Raw genomic sequence first — 16,057 nt, forward strand, 5'->3', positions numbered from 1 at the left:
TCAAGCTCCCTCTTGTTCCGCGCCTGCTGGCGGCGCGTTCGGCACCAGCCCCGCATTGGTCAGGACTGGCCGCGCCGTCGTGATGGAAAGGCGACGGTTCTGTCGAACCATCGCATCTTCCTCCAGCGCTTCGACAACGCCGAGGATGCTGATGTAGCTCCGTTCCACCCGGCGCGTGATCCAGTCGATCAATCCCGGTCCTGCGACGAGCTCCCGTCGCTCGAACAGATAGTCGAGCAGCGAGGCCACGAGCCGCGCGTCGGGAAGCCCCAGCGTCAACACCGGTGTTGCGCCGATCCGCGACCGGAGATCCGGCAGGCGAACGTCCCAGGCGGGGGGCGGCGCGTCCGCGACGACCAGCAACGGTCGTCGTTCGGCCTGCGCACGGTTCCACGCATGGAAGATGTCGACCTCGCTCTGGCGTTCGGCATCATCGATGACGGTCCCACCGGTGCGCAGTGCGAAGAGCCGAGACAGCAAGGAGCGACCGGACTTGCGGGGGCCGACCAACAGCGCGGCCATCACGGGCCAGGTGCCCCAATGTTCCAGGTGCTGGACGGCGTGCGCGTTGATGTCGCTCACCAGAAACTCGTCCGCCCGCGCGCCCACCGGCTGACCCAGCGGCAGGTCGAGCTGCATCATCCGCCGGTCGGTGCCGCCGGTGCGGCCGAGGGAGTGGGCGAAGGGGTGCCGGCGGCCCGGCGGATGCGCAGCACGCCCCCGCCCTGCGTCACCTGCCAGCCGCGCGCCTGCAAGGCTGCAGAAAGCACGGCGGGATCGCCGTCAAAGACGACCCGCATCACGGACACGCCACCCAGCGCGAGACTGGTGGTGACGGCGGAACGGACGCCGGCGATCGCGCGGACCGAAGCTTCCGACGATGCGAGCGCAGCGACGCCGGGCGTATCGAACTGGATCGAAAGCGTCGTGCGACCCTCCGGCGTGGTCGTGGCGACCTCCGGTCCCAGGTCCGCCGCCCCAGGCGCGGGTACGTTCACGGTCGGAAGTGGTTGGCCCGGCGGCGGTGCACTGAGCGCTGCATCGGTGCGCAAGGCGCCTTGGCGGAGCGCCTGCTGATAGGCCGCATCGATCCGGCGGACGCCCTCATCCAGCAGCGCCGGCAGTGCGTCAGTCCGCTCGACCCGCAGGGTGAACCGGGTGAGCACATGATGGTCGGGACCATAGCCTGCGGAGAAGTCGGCGATCACCGGACCGCCCGGCCATTGGCGCCGCAGCTTCACCTGCGGCACCAGGACGTCGGCTGCGCCATATTGATCGAGGATAGTGCGCCACCACCCACGGCCGCGGCGGCTTACCTGGCCGCCGTTCACCAGCAACGCGTCGGGGCCGGTGCCGGTCAGCCGGACATAGTCGATGACGCTGTTGCCGGTGCGGAACCGTGCCCACGCCTCCTGCCAGGGCGTGGCGCGCTCGAACACCGTCGCCGCGCCCCCCGATTCCTGAAGCGGCACGACCAGCAACGCGGGCGAGCGGAGCGTCTCCCCGGCGACGCCGAGGATGGAGCCCGCGCGCCCACGATTGAACAGCACCCCCAGCTTTGCGACGTAGCGGTTCGGTCCGATCTGCTCATTTTCGATGACGATCCCGCTCACCAGCGAGTCGAGCGCCGAATCGGAAAGCGAGCCCGCACGACCCGTCAGGCGTCGGGACAAAATGTCCCAGCCCTTGCGCTGCGCCAGCCGCCAGCCTGCGGTTCTCGCGGCTTCGGCATTGGGGCCGGCTACATCGACGGAAACGCCGGAAACCTCGAAACTACCGGAACTTGCGATCGGCGCGACCCCGCGGCCGCTGTCCTCGATCTGCGCGATCACGGTACCGCCGGTAGCAAGCAGCGCCACCAACAGGCCGGCACGCAGAGTTCGGGAAAAGCGCAAGCAAGGCATCGGCCGCCTTTTGACGAAGCGGGCGTGGAAATCCAAGCAGGATATGGCTAGTCGGTCGCCCATGAGCACCGAAGATGCGGGCGCGACGCCCTATACCTACGCCGGAGCCGGCGTTTCGATCGCCGCGGGCAATGCCCTGGTACGGGCCATCGCGCCGCTGGCGCGCTCGACCCGCCGCAGCGGGGCCGACGCCGATCTGGGCGGGTTCGGCGGCATCTTCGATCCCAAGGCGGCCGGATTCAAGGATCCGCTCTTGGTGGCAGCGAACGATGGTGTCGGCACGAAGCTGAAGCTCGCGATCGAGCACAACGCCCATGATGGCGTCGGCATCGACCTGGTGGCGATGTGCGCCAACGACCTGATCGTCCAGGGCGCCGAGCCGCTGTTCTTCCTCGACTACTACGCCAGCGGCAAGCTGGAGCCCGAGGTTGCCGAGCGCGTGATCGCCTCGATCGCAGAAGGCTGTCGGCAGGCAGGCTGCGCGCTGATCGGTGGCGAGACGGCGGAGATGCCGGGCATGTATGCCGCGGGCGACTATGACCTTGCGGGCTTCTGCGTCGGCGCGGTCGAGCGCGAGCAATTGCTTACCAAGGGCCGTGTCCAGGTCGGCGACGTGATCCTGGGGCTCGCCTCCTCCGGCGTTCACTCGAACGGGTTCTCGCTGGTTCGCCGTTTGGCTGCCGACAAGGGCTGGAAGCTCGATCGGCCCGCCCTCTTCGACCAGGATCGCCTCCTGATCGACGCATTGATGGCGCCGACCAAAATCTATGTGAAGAGCCTGCTGCCGCTGCTGCGTGAAGAGCGAATCCACGGCCTGGCCCACATCACCGGCGGGGGCCTGCTCGAGAACATCCCCCGCGTGCTGCCCGAAGGCTGCCACGCCCGCGTCGACGCCGATTGCTGGGAACAGCCTCGCCTGATGGCGTTCCTCCAGGCGCAGGGCGCGATCGAGCCGGAAGAGATGGCACGGACCTTCAACTGCGGCATCGGCATGGCCGTGCTCGTCGCAGCGCAAGAGGCGGACAGTGTCGCGGCGGCGATGGAAGAGGCGGGCGAGCAAGTCTTCCGCATCGGCACGGTCGAAGCGGGTGACTGTGGTTGCACGGTGGTCGGAAGCGCCGGCACCTGGAGTGGGCGCAGTGCGTGGACGGCGACCCACCTTGGCTGATAACGTCCGCCGCAAGCTCGGCATCCTCATCTCGGGCCGCGGCTCCAACATGGCAGCGCTGGTAGAGGCGGCCCACGCCCCGGATTGCCCGTTCGAGGTCGCGCTGGTGGCGAGCGACAAACCCGAAGCGGCCGGCCTCGCCTGGGCAGCCGAACAGGGCGTGGCGACCTTCGCGCAGAGCCCGAAGGGGATGCCGAAGGCCGAGTATGAAGCCGGCATCGACGCCGCACTTCGGAATGCCGGCGTCGAGTTGATCGCGCTGGCCGGCTATATGCGCCTCCTGTCCCCGGCGTTTGTGGAGCGTTGGGCGGGACGCATCCTCAACATCCACCCCTCGCTGCTGCCGAAGTACAAAGGGCTGGACACGCATGTCCGGGCGATCGAGGCGCGCGACGCGGTCGCCGGCTGCTCGGTGCACCTGGTCACCGAGGAGCTCGATGCCGGCACCGTGCTTGGTCAGGCCGAAGTACCCGTCAACCTCGGCGATACTGCCGAGGCACTTGCCGCACGGGTGCTGGTAGAAGAACATCGACTGTACCCACGGATCCTGGCGGAGTTCGTACGCAGCATGGCCGACACCCCCCTTGCCCGCGTCCGCAGCGTCGCGCTCGCCCTTCCCGAAGCGGAGGAGGAAAACGAAGGCGACACGTCGAGCTTCTCTGTCGACGGGACTGTCTTTGCGCGGATTACCGGCGACGGCGCCCTTGCGACCCGCAGCGAGAGCGGCTGGCGCACGCTCACACTCACCGAGGATGCCGATTGGACGGTGATCGGTGACGCGATCGCTCGGGGCTGGGAGCTGTCTGCGCCCCAGGCATTGCTGGAGGCCGGCGGACGATGAGCGACCTGGGATGAGCGAGAAGCCACGCAAGCGCTGGCGCTGGTTGACGTTGGCGGAGATCGTCGGCGTCGTGGCTCTGGTCATTTCGGCGCTGACGCTCTGGAACAACGTCTCGCTGCGCAAGGACAGCCAGATCGAGCGCGAGGAAGAGGTGGCACGCCAGCGGGCGGCCGCGGATGCCAAGGCACATGTCGCCCAGCTCGTGACGCTTGTCGGAACCCCGGGAAGCGACGGAAGCAGCCTGGAACTGAGCGATGCGAACCACAGGATCGAGCGGATCGAGGTTCAATTCCCGCCTTCGCTCAAAGTGCCGTCGAAGGACGGCGTGCTGGATACCCGGATAGACGCGGACTGGATCGCGGAGCCGGTGCTCAAGCTCACCGATGGCGGCGCCGATACCATCCAGGGGCGCCTGCCCATCCGCATCGACAGCCACTATTGGGACGCAGACGTCCAGCGCGAGGACAGCGCCATCTATGAGCTGGTTTTCGCGACGGAGGGGCGCCTGCTCAGTGGCAGGACGCTGAAGCTGCAGGGGGTGGCGCTGAAGCAGCGGCATCCTGGGAGCAACTCGGCTGCGCTGCTCGAACGGCTTTGGACGGCGGAACGGCGCCGCCTGGCCATTCCCACAAAGAAATAGGGCGCAGCTCCTTTCGGAGCCGCGCCCTCAATTCCGCTGGATCGCCGCCCATGCGGGCGGCGTCCCGATCAGCCGACGATTTCTTCCGGCTTGAAGAAGTAGGCGATCTCGATCGCGGCGTTCTCTTCCGAATCCGAACCGTGGACCGAGTTCGCTTCGATCGACTCGGCCAGCTCCTTGCGGATCGTGCCCGGCTCGGCGTTCGCAGGGTTGGTCGCGCCCATGATGTCGCGGTTGCGCTTCACGGCGTCCTCACCCTCGAGCACCTGCACGACCACCGGGCCGGAGATCATGAAGGAGACCAGGTCGTTGAAGAACGGGCGCTCGCTGTGCACCGCGTAGAAGCCCTCGGCCTGTTCCTTGGTCATCTGGATGCGCTTGGACGCGACGACGCGCAGGCCGGCTTCCTCCAGCATCTTGGTGACGGCGCCCGTCAGGTTGCGGCGGGTTGCGTCGGGCTTGATGATCGAAAACGTGCGGGTCGCGGCCATGGCCGTACGGCTCCTTGAGATGATGGCTTGTTGGAAAGTCGCGGCTCCCTAGTCTTCATGCCGCTTTGATGCAAGCCGGAGCACCCAGGGAGCAGGTCAGGCCGCCTGTTCCCAGCGGCCGCTCTCGCCCTGCTTCCAGTACCGGCGCGAGACGTCGGGCCGGTCGCCAAGCGTACGCCATGCCTGGCGAGCCTCCACGATCCGTTCGTCGTCGAAAAAGTGGAAGGCTCGCTCGAACGCCAGCGCGCCGTCGCGCCATAGGCCGTCCGCAATCGCGATGTTGCGGGCGCCGTTCGTGGGCTGGATGTCGCCCGCAATCAGCACCGGCTGGCGAGCGTCGCTGGGCGTTCCCGCCTGCGCGTGCGGCAAGAAGCTTTCGGGCGCATAGGCCCACAGGCACCGGTCCAGCGCCTGCCGCGCCTCTTCATGCTCGGCCACCACCAGCAGGCGACCGCCCCCCGCCACCACCCGCTCGGCGATGCGCGGCAACGCACGCTCGAGCGGAAGCTGGGTGAGATGGTAGAAGTCGACCTGCATGGCGGTGGCGCGTCGCGATCAGCCTTCGAACTGGTCGCGCACGAAGCGGTCGAGCACGCGGACGCCATATCCGGTCGCCCCCTTGTCCCAGGCCACGCCCGGCTTGTCGGCCCAGACCATGCCCGCGATGTCGAGGTGGGCCCAACGGACCTCCGGCTCGACGAAGCGGCCGATGAACTGCGCGGCAGTGATCGAGCCGGCGCCCCGGCCGCCGATGTTCTTCATGTCGGCAATCGGCGAGTCGATCAGCTTGTCATAGGCCGGCGACAGCGGGAACCGCCACAGCTTGTCGCCCGTCGCCTTGCCGGCGGCCAGCAGCTCGTCGGCGAGCGAGTCGTCGTTGGCGAACAGGCCGCCATGCTCGTTGCCCAGCGCGATGATCATCGCCCCGGTCAGCGTCGCCAGGTCGACGATGGTCTTCGGCTTGTGCGTGCGCTGGACCCAGGTGATGGCGTCGCACAGCACCAGGCGGCCTTCCGCGTCGGTGTTGAGAACCTCGATCGTCTGGCCGGACATGGAGGTGACGATGTCGCCGGGACGCTGGGCGTTGCCGTCGGGCATGTTCTCGACCAGGCCGCACACGCCGATGACGTTGGCCTTCGCCTTGCGCAGCGCGAGCGCCTTCATGGCGCCTGCCACGGCACCCGCGCCGCCCATGTCCCACTTCATGTCTTCCATGCCGGCACCCGGCTTCAGCGAGATGCCGCCGGTGTCGAAGGTCACGCCCTTGCCGACGAACGCGACATCGACGTCGCCCTCGCCCTTTCCGTTCCAGCGCATGGCCAGCAACTGCGCCTCACGCACGGAGCCCTGGCTCACGCCGAGCAGCGCGCCCATGCCCAGCTCCCGCATCGCGGCTTCATCAAGCACGGTGATCTCGACGCCGAGCTCCTCGAGATGACGGCAGCGCTCGACGAAGCTCTCCGGGTACAGCACGTTCGGCGGCTCGCTCACCAGGGTGCGCGTGAGCGCCAGGCCATCCGTCAGGGCCTTGGCATCCGTCCAGGCAGCGTCGATCCCTTCCGGGGCGCCTACCACCTCGATCCGCTCCAGCGTCGGGCGGGCGCTTGCCGGCATGCGGGTCCGATAGACGTCATGGCGCCAGCTCCGCTGCTCCGCTGCGGCGAGCAGCCGCGCAACGGCGGTGGCGCCGGACGTCGCCGAGAGCGTCGAGAGGTCGATCACCAGCGCAGGGATGCCGGCAGCCAGGAAGCGAGCGGTCAAGGCGCCGCCGGCGCGCTCGAGGTCCTGTTCGGTGCCGCTGCCGGTGCCGAGCAGGATCACGCGCGCAGCCCCGTTCCCCTGCGGCACGAAAATCTCGGCGATCGTGCCGGGTTCGCCATCAAACCGGCCGCCCTCGGCCGCTCCCCGCACCAGTGCAGCCGTGGCGCTTTCCAGGCCCGCGTCGCCGAGCGAAGCAATGCCTGCTTTCCCGACCGGCAGCACCAGCGCCGCAGCATCTGCGGGCCGCGAGGAGATGAAACGGATCTGCATCGATAATGTCCCTGTGGTGGAATCGGGCGCCGGACGGCGAGCCGCACCCTTAGGCCAGGCGCGGCACGCACGCAAAGCGACTGGAGGGCGATTGCGGTTCCCGGAAGCGGATGCGATAGGGCCGGTTCATGGATCGCCCCGCGAGCCGCGGCCGCCGCATGGAGAGTAGTTCTAGGTGAAGCGTAGCGTCCTCCTCCTGTCCGGCGCGGTGCAGTTCTGGCTGGCGTTCGGCGGCGCCTCCGCCATGGCGCAGGATCTTCAGGACCGGCCGGTGCCACCACCGCCGCCCGAAGCCGCAGCAGCGCCAGCCTCCGAGGATGAAATCCGCTTCACCGCGGACCGGCTCGACTATGACACCGAGGCCGATGTGGTCACGGCGACCGGCGACGTGCGGATGTTCCGCGAAGGCGACCGGCTGCGCGCCGACCGTGTCAGCTGGAACCGCAAGTCGGGCCAGGTCGTGGCCGAGGGGAACATCGCGGTCACCAACCCGGAGGGTGACACCGCCTATGGCGATCGCATCGAGCTGACCGACTCGTTGAAGGATGGCCTGATCCAGAACATGCTGGTCGTGCTGGACGAGGGCGGCCGGATCGCCGCCCAGCGCGGCAGCCGCGACGCCGGCGGCGTGATCCAGGTCGAGCAGGCCGCCTACAGCCCGTGTGCCGTGACGAATTCTGAAGGCTGCCCCAAGCAACCGTCGTGGCAGATCACTGCCGTCCGGGTGACCTACAATCCGACGGATCATCGCATCCGCTACTCCGGCGCGCAGCTGAAGCTGTTCAGTCTGCCGGGAATTCCACTCCCCGCGTTCAGCCATTCGGTAGGTGGTGGGAGCGCGGGCGGCGTGCTCACCCCATCGTTCCGGATCGACCGGGTGAACGGGGTCGAGGTGGCGGTCCCCTATTACTTCGCACTCGCGCCGAACCGCGACCTCACCATCACGCCACACATCTTCACCTCGGTTCTGCCGATGCTGGAGGCGGAATACCGGCAGCTCACCGAAACCGGCGCGCTGCGGGTGATCGGATACGGAACCTATAGTCGCCGGAGCGACGAGGTTCTGGACAGTGGGGAGACGGTGAACAGCGAGCGCTCCTTCCGCGGCTATATCGACGCGGTGGGCAGGTTCCAGCTCGACCCCAACTGGAGCGTGAGCGGGTCCCTGCGCCTCCAGACCGACGACACGTTCCTGCGTCGGTACGACATCTCCCGCGAAGACCGGCTCCGCAACAACCTGAAGGTCGAGCGGATCGACGAGAATAGCTATCTCTCGATCGATGGCTGGGCGGTGCAGACGATGCGCACCGGGGACAACCAGAAGATGCAGCCGATCGCCCTTCCCGCGATCGACTATCGGCGGCGGATCGAAGGGATCGCCGGGGGTGTCCTGCAGCTTCAGGCGAACTCACTCGCGCTGTTCCGCCAGGAGGGCCAGGATACCCAACGCGCCTTTGCATCCGCCCAGTGGGATCTGCGGCGCATCACGGACTGGGGACAGCAGGTAACGTTGACCGCCTATGCCCGCGGGGACATCTACAACGCGAACGACACGCTGGAGACGATCGTTGCCAGCTACCGTGGCAATGAGGGCGTGAGCACGCGCGCGATCGGCGCCGTCGCAATCGACGTGCAATGGCCCTTCGTGGGAGAGGTCTTCGGCGGCACTCAGCGGATCACGCCGCGACTGCAGGCGGTCGTGTCGCCGCATGTCGCCAACCTTTCGGTTCCGAACGAAGACGCACGGGCGGTCGATCTCGAGGACTCCAATCTCTTCGCGCTCAATCGCTTCCCCGGCTACGACCGGTTCGAGGACTCGACGCGCTTCACCTACGGCATCGACTACGCGCTCAACCTGCCGGGGGTGGAGATCAACGCGACCGTGGGGCAAAGCTATCGCCTCTCGAACCGCGAGACGATCCTTCCGGACGGCACCGGGCTGGATGATCGCCTGTCCGATATCGTCGGGCGGACCGAGGTCCGGTTCCGCGACTTCGTGCAGTTCACGCACCGCTATCGCCTCGACAAGGACGGGCTGGCCGTGCGCCGCAACGAAGTCGACGCGACGATCGGATCGCGTAAGACGTACCTCCTGCTGGGCTATCTCCGGCTGAACCGCGATATCGATGCGGTCGAGGACCTGCTGGACCGCGAGGAGGCTCGAGTGGGCGCTCGGGTGCAGTTTGCACCCTTCTGGTCCGTGTTCGGCTCCGCGACCGTCGATCTTACCGACCGCAGCGAGGACGTCCTCTCCGCCGCGGACGGCTTCGATCCGATCCGGCACCGGATCGGCGTCACCTATGAAGACGATTGCCTGCGGCTGGGCGCCACCTGGAAGCGGGACTATCAGGACAACGGCGATGCGCGCGGCGGCAACAGCTACTTGCTGACGCTGGCATTCAAGAACCTGGGCCGCTAAGCCCCTGTTCAGGGACGTGCGGGCAAGGTGAGCGCTGGATTGTGCCCCTGTCGCGCCGGATGGTTGATGAGGTTGAACACCAGGTGATCAAGAATTTCGTGAACGGGCGCCGCTTCCGGAATGCCGCCACGCTGCTGCTGCTCGCCGGTGCGGCGACCGCATCGACCCTGTCGGCGCAGGTCGTGCCCGACGACCAGGCAAGCCCCGCGGCGAACCTCAATCTCCCACAAAATCCGACCATCTTCGGCAAGCAGGATCCGAACGTCCGCAAGGCGACGGCGATCGTCAACAATGCGGTTCTGACCGGTACCGACGTGGACCAGCGCATCGCGCTCGTCGTGGCGCTCAACAACATCAAGCTGAGCCCCGAGGATCGCGACCAGCTGCGCCTGCAGATCGTCCGCCAGCTGATCGACGAGACGCTGCAGATCCAGGAAGCCAAGAACAACGACATCACCGTCACGACGACGGAGATCGACCAGGGCTTTGCCCGGGTGTCACGCAACTTCAAGCGGACGCCGGACCAGATGCGCGCCTACCTGCGCCAGGTCGGTTCGTCGGAAAAGTCGATGAAGCGCCAGATCGAGGGCGAGCTCGCCTGGAGCCGCCTCCTGCGCAGCCGTGTCGAGCCCTTCATCAACGTCGGCGACGAAGAGGTGAAGGCGATCCTGGACCGACTGGAAGCGGCCAAAGGCACCGACGAGTATCACCTGAAGGAAATCTATCTCTCGGCCACGCCGGATCGTGAGGCCGAGGTGATCGACGCGAGCCGTAAGATCATCGAGCAGATCCGCAAGGGTGCACCGTTCGAGTATTTCGCGTCGAACTTCTCCGAAGCGTCGACGCGTGCGGTGCAGGGAGACCTGGGCTGGATCCGCCTTGCCACCCTGCCGGCGCCGCTCGCACAGGCAGCGCAGGGCATGGAAGTTGGCCAGATCGCAGGCCCGATCCAGACGCCGGGCGGCTTCTCGATCCTGTACCTGACCGACAAGCGCCAGGTGCTGATGGCCGATCCGCGGGACGCGCGCCTTAGCCTGCGACAGCTCACCAAGAACTTCCCTGCGGGCACGAGCCAGGCACAGGCGACGAAGCTCGCCGCGCAGTTCGCAGAGGCGACCAGCAAGATCCGCGGCTGCGGCGAAGTCAGCAAGGTCGCCAGCGACCTCGGCGTGGAGGTCGTAGACAACGACTCGGTCCGTGTCCGGGACCTGCCCCCGGCGCTCCAGGACCTGATGGTGAAGCTGCAGGTGGGCGAGGCCACCCAGCCGTTCGGCAGCCCGACCGAAGGCGTGCGCGTACTGGTGCTGTGCGGCCGCGATGACAGCCGTACCGCTAGCCTGCCCTCCGCCGAAGCCGTCCAGCAGCAGGTCGAGCAGGAGCGCGTGAACCTTCGTGCTCAGCGCATGCTGCGCGACCTGCGTCGCGACGCCATCGTGGAGTATCGCTGATCCCTAGCGCGATGCCTTCCAGCCAGCGGCCGTCCGAGCTTCCCCCGCTGGCCGTCTCGATGGGCGATCCGGCCGGGATCGGGCCGGAGATCATTGCCAAGGCCTGGAGCGCGCGGGCGCCGCATATGCTCCCGCCGTTCTTCGCGGTCGGCGATCCGCGCGCGGTGTCGCAGGTCTGGGATGGCCCCGTCGTTGCCATCAGCGACCCGCATGAGGCGACTGCCGCGTTCGGCAACGGGCTTCCGGTGATCGCGGCGGCGGATGCTGGCGAGGTCGTTCCCGGGGCGCCCGACATCGACGGTGCACGGTGCGCGCTTCAATCGCTGGAGCTGGCGGCCGGCCTCGCCCGATCGGGAGCCGCCAGCGCGGTGATCACCGGGCCGGTTTCCAAAAAGCAGCTGTACGACATCGGGTTCACCTATCCCGGCCAGACGGAGTTCGTGGCGGAGCGGTGCGGTGTCGCGCATGAGAATGCCGTGATGATGCTCGCCGGCCCTACGCTCCGGGTCGTTCCGATCACCACGCACATCCCGCTGCGGAGTGTTGCGAGCACGATCAGCATCGAGTTGATCGTCGCGAAGGCGCGCGCCACGGCTCGTGGCCTCCAGCGGAACTTCGGCATCCTGAAGCCGCGCCTGGCCTTCGCCGGGTTCAATCCGCATGCCGGCGAAGGCGGCGCGATCGGGAGTGAGGAGATCGACTTCCTGATTCCCGCCATCGAGCAGCTTCAGGCAGAAGGCATCGACGCGGTCGGGCCGTATGCAGCGGATACGATGTTCCACCCGCGTGCGCGCGCACTCTACGACGTGGCGCTGTGCCTCTATCACGACCAGGCGCTGATCCCGATCAAGACCCTCCACTTTGACGAGGGCGTGAACATGACCCTGGGCTTGCCCATCGTACGCACGTCGCCGGATCACGGCACCGCGTTCGGGATCGCCGGACGCAACGAGGCGGAACCCGGAGCGATGATCGCGGCGATCCGCATGGCTGCACAGGCGGCAGCCGTGCGGCGCACCAGCGCCTGCCAGTAGCATCCATGGACACGCTGCCCCCGCTCCGGGAGGTTATCCGCCGCCATGGTCTGAGCGCAAGCAAGGCGCTCGGCCAGAACTTCCTGTTTGACGGGCAGCTTCTCGCCCGGATCGCTCGTGTGCCGGGTGATCTTGCCGGGCAGGAAGTGCTCGAAGTCGGCCCTGGGCCAGGCGGGCTGACGCGCGCACTGCTCGCCGCCGGAGCAAAGGTGACGGCGATCGAGCGCGACCACCGGTGCATCCCCGCCCTTCAGGAACTGTCCGAAGCCTATCCGGGCAAGCTCCGGCTCATCGAGGGGGATGCGCTGGAGATCGACGCGCCCGCCCTGTTCGAGGGCCGGCCGCATATCGTCTCCAATCTGCCGTACAATGTCGGCACGGCGCTGCTGATCGGCTGGCTCTCGTCGGAGTGGTCTCCCTGGTGGCAGAGCCTGACGCTGATGTTCCAGAAGGAAGTCGCCGAGCGGATCGTCTCGCACGCAGGTGAGGAAGCCTATGGCCGACTGGCGGTCCTCGCGCAGTGGCGATCGAGGGCGCGTATCGCGATGCCGGTGCATCGCTCCGCCTTCACCCCGCCCCCCAAGGTGATGTCCGCCGTGGTGCACATCCTTCCTGCCGAGATGCCGGAGGGTGTGCGAATGGCGACGCTGGAGCGGATCACCGCTGCCGCATTCGGCCAGCGTCGCAAGATGCTTCGGCAGAGCCTGAAGCCGCTCGCCGGTGCACTCGACGCGGCCGAGCGCATCGGGATCGACGTCACCCGGCGTGCGGAGACGGTCCGGGTGGAGGAGTTCGTTGCCCTGGCGCGGGCGCTCGAGGCGCCAGCGCGCTGATCGGTCTTACGGCTTGGCCGGTGTCGCCGCCGGCGCCTGGGCAGGCGTGACCGACTGCTGCGCGGTAGCGGTGGCCGGCGGCCCCTTGCTGATCGCAGCGGCGAGGGCCGTCGCGTCCGTGCAGTCATTGCCGCACAGCTTCCGGATCTTCGCCAGATTCTCCTGCGCCTTCACCATGGCACCCTTCGCCACCAGCGCCTCACCCTGCCCGCGTAGCGCCCGCAGGTCGGTCGGCTCCAGTGCCAACGCCTCACGGTAGAGCCGGATCGACTGCCCGGGCAGCCCGCGCGCCCGCGCGATCTCCGCCAGCACGTTGAAGGCCTGTCGGTTGCGCGGATCGACCGCCAGCGCGGTTTCGATCAGACCGGCTGCCCGGTCCAGCTGTCCGGCCGCGCGCGCGGCCTCCCCCTGTTGCAGCAACGCCATCGACCGCGGGTTGATCTGGTCGTCGGGACGCTGGCCGCTCAGCGACGTGGAGATGCTGACGAGCGCCAGTGCAGCTGCCGCCGTCAGAGTGGTGAGGCGCATGATCTTCTCCGTTAGCGTCACGAGTGCACGGCTATCATGCGCGCACCAGCCTCGCGACAAAAAAGCCATCCGTGCCATCGTGCGCGGGCGTCAGGCGGCGCCCGTCGCCATGCCGTCGCCCGACGGCGGCTTCGATCGGTGCAGCCGACCAGCCAGGGTGCCGGCTCAGGAAGGCTGCGACCTGCTCCCGTCCCTCTGCGTCCAGCAGAGAACACACGACATAGGTGAGGGCTCCGCCGGGGCGCACCAACTCCGCCCCGACGCCGAGCAGCCGCGACTGTACCTCGGCGAAACGGGCAAGCCGCTCAGGCGTCAGCCGCCATCGCGCCTCGGGATTGCGTCGCCAGGTCCCGGTGGCCGAGCAAGGCGCGTCGACCAGCACGACATCGGCGCTTCCGTGAAGGTCCGCCAGTCCTTCGGCTTCGCGCTTGGGGTCGAGCAGCCGGGTTTCCGCGATGGCGACACCCGCTCGTGCGGCGCGTTCGGGAAGTCGGGAAAGCCGCGCGCGATCGGTATCGCTCGCCACGATCCGTCCCCGGTTCTCCATTGTAGCCGCCAGGGAGAGGGTCTTGCCGCCCCCTCCTGCGCAAAGATCCACGACGCACATGCCGGGCTCCGCACCTGCGAGGCTGCCGACGATCTGGCTGCCCGCATCCTGCACTTCGATGCGGCCTTCCCGCCATGGGGGCAACGGCTCTACCGGGGCGTCTGTCCCCAGCCTGAGCGCGTCCGGTGCAAACGGCAGCGGCTCCCCGCCGACCTCCGCCTGTACCGAGGCGCGATCCGCCTTCAGGCGGTTGACCCGCACGTCGACGGGCGCCCGCTCCAGGAGCGCAGCGACTTCGTTCGTGTCGAGTCCGGAAGCCGCGAACGCCTCGATCAGCCACGCAGGCGCGAGCGCCGCCTCCGCCTCGGGTTCATCCGCCTGGATCGGAGCCGGTCCGTAGCCGGAACCGTCGAAGCACTCGGCCAATTCTGGACGGCCACGCGCCAGCGCGACCATCGCCGCACGGCCGCTCGCCGGCCGCTCCCCGAAGCTGCGGATCGCTTCGTAGACAAGCCCGCGGATCGCCCGCCGGTCCTTAGATCCGGCGTAGCGCCGGGCCGCAAAGAAGCGCTGGGCGACCGTGTCGGCGGCCGCACCCCCGCTGCGGGCCGCCTCTATCACGGCATCCAGCAAGTCGATTGCGGCCTGCGCCCGCGCAGCCGGTGTCACGGCAGCACCCTCGTCGCGCGGTCAGCGGGTCGGATAGTTGGGCGCTTCACGCGTGATCGTCACATCATGCACATGGCTCTCGCGAAGACCCGCGCCGGTGATACGGACGAAGCGCGCGCGCTCCTGAAGCTCCGGGATCGTGTGCGAACCCGTGTAGCCCATCGCCGCCTTCACGCCGCCGACCAACTGGTGGATCACGTCGCGCGCCGGGCCCTTGTACGGCACCTGCCCCTCGATCCCCTCCGGAACGAGCTTCAGCTGATCCTTGATGTCCTGCTGGAAATATCGATCGGCCGAGCCCTTCGCCATCGCGCCGACGGAGCCCATGCCGCGGTACGACTTATAGGCGCGCCCCTGGTACAGGAAGGTCTCGCCGGGCGCCTCTTCGGTGCCCGCAAGCAGCGATCCGATCATCACCGCGGATGCGCCGGCAGCCAGCGCCTTGGCCACGTCGCCCGACGTGCGGATGCCGCCGTCCGCGATCACGGGCACGCCCGACTTTCGGGCTTCCTTGGCCGATTCCATCACCGCGGTCAGCTGCGGCACACCGATGCCCGCGACCACGCGGGTGGTGCAGATCGAGCCGGGTCCGATGCCGACCTTGATGCCGTCGGCGCCCGCATCGATCAGCGCACGGGTCGCCTCGGCCGTGGCGACATTGCCTGCGATCACCTGGACGGAGTTGGAGAGCTTCTTCACCCGCTCCACCGCGCGCGCGACCTCGCGGTTGTGGCCGTGTGCCGTGTCGATCACGATGAGGTCGCACTCGGCGTCGACCAGAGCGGCGGTACGCTCATAGCCCTTGTCGCCGACGGTGGTCGCCGCCGCCACGCAGAGCCGGCCGGCGGCGTCCTTGGTGGCCGAAGGATAGGTGACCGCCTTTTCGATGTCCTTGACGGTGATGAGGCCGACGCAGCGGTACGCCTCGTCCACCACAAGCAGCTTCTCGATGCGACGCTGGTGGAGCAGGCGGCGCGCTTCTTCCTGGCTGACGCCGGCTGGGACCGTCGCGAGATTGTCGCGCGTCATCAGCTCAGAGATCGGCTGCGCCGGGTTCTCGGCGAACCGGACGTCGCGATGGGTGAGGATGCCAACCAGCTTGCCCGTCGGGTCCGTCACCGGGATGCCGCTGATCCGATGGCGCTCCATCAGGAGCCGCGCTTCCGCGAGCGGTGCGTCTGCCAGGATGGTGATCGGGTTGACCACCATGCCCGACTCGAAGCGCTTGACCGCGCGCACCGCGGCGACCTGTTGCTCGATGTCGAGGTTGCGATGGAGGACGCCGATGCCGCCGAGCTGGGCCATCACGATCGCCATGTCCGCCTCGGTCACGGTATCCATTGCCGAGGACAGGAAGGGGATGTTGAGCGCGAGGCTGCGGGTCACCTGCGTCCGCGTGTCCGCCTGGCTGGGCAGAACGTCGGATTCCGCCGGGTACAGGAGAACGTCGTCGAAGGTGAGACCGAGAGGGATGTCCATGGGGGCGCCAGATCCTGCGGGAGTC

15 protein-coding genes are annotated in these 16,057 nt (G+C 68.0%); 7 read left to right on the top strand and 8 right to left on the bottom strand.

From position 1 onward, the window contains the following. Together ABDZ92_RS08850 and ABDZ92_RS08855 are read right to left on the bottom strand one after the other, a co-directional pair. On the bottom strand, positions 1 to 642 hold the full coding sequence (locus ABDZ92_RS08850; protein ID WP_125959632.1) for a P-loop NTPase family protein: 642 nt from the start codon (positions 640 to 642) through the stop codon (positions 1 to 3). Beyond that, positions 639 to 1,859, bottom strand: a complete 1,221-nt coding sequence (locus ABDZ92_RS08855) for a heavy-metal-associated domain-containing protein (protein WP_241211753.1) — start codon at positions 1,857 to 1,859, stop codon at positions 639 to 641. Before ABDZ92_RS08855 ends, ABDZ92_RS08850 begins: the two co-directional genes overlap by 4 nt. A 106-nt stretch (positions 1,860 to 1,965) precedes the next feature. On the opposite strand from ABDZ92_RS08855, the gene purM reads away from it, so the two are divergent. From purM to ABDZ92_RS08870, 3 genes are read left to right on the top strand one after another with little or no spacing between them, the layout of a single operon-like run. Further along, complete coding sequence (gene purM / locus ABDZ92_RS08860) at positions 1,966 to 3,072, top strand: phosphoribosylformylglycinamidine cyclo-ligase (RefSeq protein ID WP_125959630.1); 1,107 nt, start codon at positions 1,966 to 1,968, stop codon at positions 3,070 to 3,072. Beyond that, entirely contained in the window at positions 3,065 to 3,913 is an 849-nt protein-coding gene (purN, locus tag ABDZ92_RS08865) for a phosphoribosylglycinamide formyltransferase (protein ID WP_125959629.1), read from the top strand. Before purM ends, purN begins: the two co-directional genes overlap by 8 nt. A gap of 10 nt (positions 3,914 to 3,923) precedes the next feature. Next, positions 3,924 to 4,553: a hypothetical protein gene (locus ABDZ92_RS08870; protein WP_125959628.1), complete on the top strand. Its 630-nt coding sequence runs from the start codon at positions 3,924 to 3,926 to the stop codon at positions 4,551 to 4,553. Positions 4,554 to 4,621: 68 nt separating this feature from the next. Here the strand turns inward: ABDZ92_RS08870 and ndk are convergent, their stop codons facing one another. The 3 genes from ndk to ABDZ92_RS08885 form a co-directional block, all read right to left on the bottom strand. Next, on the bottom strand, positions 4,622 to 5,044 hold the full coding sequence (ndk, locus tag ABDZ92_RS08875; protein ID WP_125959627.1) for a nucleoside-diphosphate kinase: 423 nt from the start codon (positions 5,042 to 5,044) through the stop codon (positions 4,622 to 4,624). Positions 5,045 to 5,140: 96 nt separating this feature from the next. Then, the gene (locus ABDZ92_RS08880) at positions 5,141 to 5,581 is read right to left on the bottom strand and encodes a DNA polymerase III subunit chi (RefSeq protein WP_125959626.1); all 441 of its coding nucleotides are present in this window, start codon (positions 5,579 to 5,581) and stop codon (positions 5,141 to 5,143) included. Positions 5,582 to 5,599: 18 nt separating this feature from the next. Continuing rightward, positions 5,600 to 7,075 carry a leucyl aminopeptidase gene (locus tag ABDZ92_RS08885; protein ID WP_125959625.1) on the bottom strand — a complete coding sequence of 492 codons (1,476 nt, stop codon included), beginning with the start codon at positions 7,073 to 7,075 and terminating at the stop codon, positions 5,600 to 5,602. Positions 7,076 to 7,250: 175 nt separating this feature from the next. Here ABDZ92_RS08885 and ABDZ92_RS08890 point away from each other — a divergent pair, with 175 nt between their 5' ends. From ABDZ92_RS08890 to rsmA, 4 genes are read left to right on the top strand one after another with little or no spacing between them, the layout of a single operon-like run. Further along, positions 7,251 to 9,494: an LPS-assembly protein LptD gene (locus ABDZ92_RS08890; RefSeq protein WP_125959624.1), complete on the top strand. Its 2,244-nt coding sequence runs from the start codon at positions 7,251 to 7,253 to the stop codon at positions 9,492 to 9,494. A gap of 59 nt (positions 9,495 to 9,553) precedes the next feature. Beyond that, positions 9,554 to 10,942, top strand: coding sequence for a peptidylprolyl isomerase (locus ABDZ92_RS08895; RefSeq protein ID WP_125959623.1), 1,389 nt, complete (start codon positions 9,554 to 9,556; stop codon positions 10,940 to 10,942). Positions 10,943 to 10,953: 11 nt separating this feature from the next. Next, positions 10,954 to 11,976 (top strand): 4-hydroxythreonine-4-phosphate dehydrogenase PdxA, encoded by a 1,023-nt coding sequence (gene pdxA / locus ABDZ92_RS08900; protein WP_125959622.1) that lies wholly within the window; start codon positions 10,954 to 10,956, stop codon positions 11,974 to 11,976. Between the two features lie 5 nt (positions 11,977 to 11,981). Continuing rightward, positions 11,982 to 12,809: a 16S rRNA (adenine(1518)-N(6)/adenine(1519)-N(6))-dimethyltransferase RsmA gene (rsmA, locus tag ABDZ92_RS08905; RefSeq protein WP_125959621.1), complete on the top strand. Its 828-nt coding sequence runs from the start codon at positions 11,982 to 11,984 to the stop codon at positions 12,807 to 12,809. Positions 12,810 to 12,815: 6 nt separating this feature from the next. Here rsmA and ABDZ92_RS08910 read toward each other — a convergent pair whose 3' ends face one another. From ABDZ92_RS08910 to guaB, 3 genes are read right to left on the bottom strand one after another with little or no spacing between them, the layout of a single operon-like run. Next, the gene (locus ABDZ92_RS08910) at positions 12,816 to 13,337 is read right to left on the bottom strand and encodes a tetratricopeptide repeat protein (protein ID WP_125959620.1); all 522 of its coding nucleotides are present in this window, start codon (positions 13,335 to 13,337) and stop codon (positions 12,816 to 12,818) included. 34 nt (positions 13,338 to 13,371) lie between these two features. Continuing rightward, positions 13,372 to 14,553, bottom strand: a complete 1,182-nt coding sequence (locus tag ABDZ92_RS08915; RefSeq protein ID WP_125959619.1) for an RsmB/NOP family class I SAM-dependent RNA methyltransferase — start codon at positions 14,551 to 14,553, stop codon at positions 13,372 to 13,374. Positions 14,554 to 14,574: 21 nt separating this feature from the next. Then, entirely contained in the window at positions 14,575 to 16,032 is a 1,458-nt protein-coding gene (gene guaB / locus ABDZ92_RS08920) for an IMP dehydrogenase (RefSeq protein ID WP_125959618.1), read from the bottom strand. Between the last annotated feature and the right edge of the window lie 25 nt (positions 16,033 to 16,057).

This window comes from Sphingomonas molluscorum, from assembly GCF_039522995.1.
Classification (GTDB): domain Bacteria; phylum Pseudomonadota; class Alphaproteobacteria; order Sphingomonadales; family Sphingomonadaceae; genus Sphingomonas; species Sphingomonas molluscorum.

Coding starts and splice junctions, on each gene's coding strand:
- ABDZ92_RS08895 (WP_125959623.1), top strand. CDS start 9,554: ATGGTTGATGAGGTTGAACACCAGGTGATCAAGAATTTCGTGAACGGG.
- ABDZ92_RS08910 (WP_125959620.1), bottom strand. CDS start 13,337: ATGCGCCTCACCACTCTGACGGCGGCAGCTGCACTGGCGCTCGTCAGC.
- rsmA (WP_125959621.1), top strand. CDS start 11,982: ATGGACACGCTGCCCCCGCTCCGGGAGGTTATCCGCCGCCATGGTCTG.
- guaB (WP_125959618.1), bottom strand. CDS start 16,032: ATGGACATCCCTCTCGGTCTCACCTTCGACGACGTTCTCCTGTACCCG.
- ABDZ92_RS08870 (WP_125959628.1), top strand. CDS start 3,924: ATGAGCGAGAAGCCACGCAAGCGCTGGCGCTGGTTGACGTTGGCGGAG.
- ABDZ92_RS08880 (WP_125959626.1), bottom strand. CDS start 5,581: ATGCAGGTCGACTTCTACCATCTCACCCAGCTTCCGCTCGAGCGTGCG.
- purM (WP_125959630.1), top strand. CDS start 1,966: ATGAGCACCGAAGATGCGGGCGCGACGCCCTATACCTACGCCGGAGCC.
- ABDZ92_RS08850 (WP_125959632.1), bottom strand. CDS start 642: ATGATGCAGCTCGACCTGCCGCTGGGTCAGCCGGTGGGCGCGCGGGCG.
- ndk (WP_125959627.1), bottom strand. CDS start 5,044: ATGGCCGCGACCCGCACGTTTTCGATCATCAAGCCCGACGCAACCCGC.
- ABDZ92_RS08885 (WP_125959625.1), bottom strand. CDS start 7,075: ATGCAGATCCGTTTCATCTCCTCGCGGCCCGCAGATGCTGCGGCGCTG.
- pdxA (WP_125959622.1), top strand. CDS start 10,954: ATGCCTTCCAGCCAGCGGCCGTCCGAGCTTCCCCCGCTGGCCGTCTCG.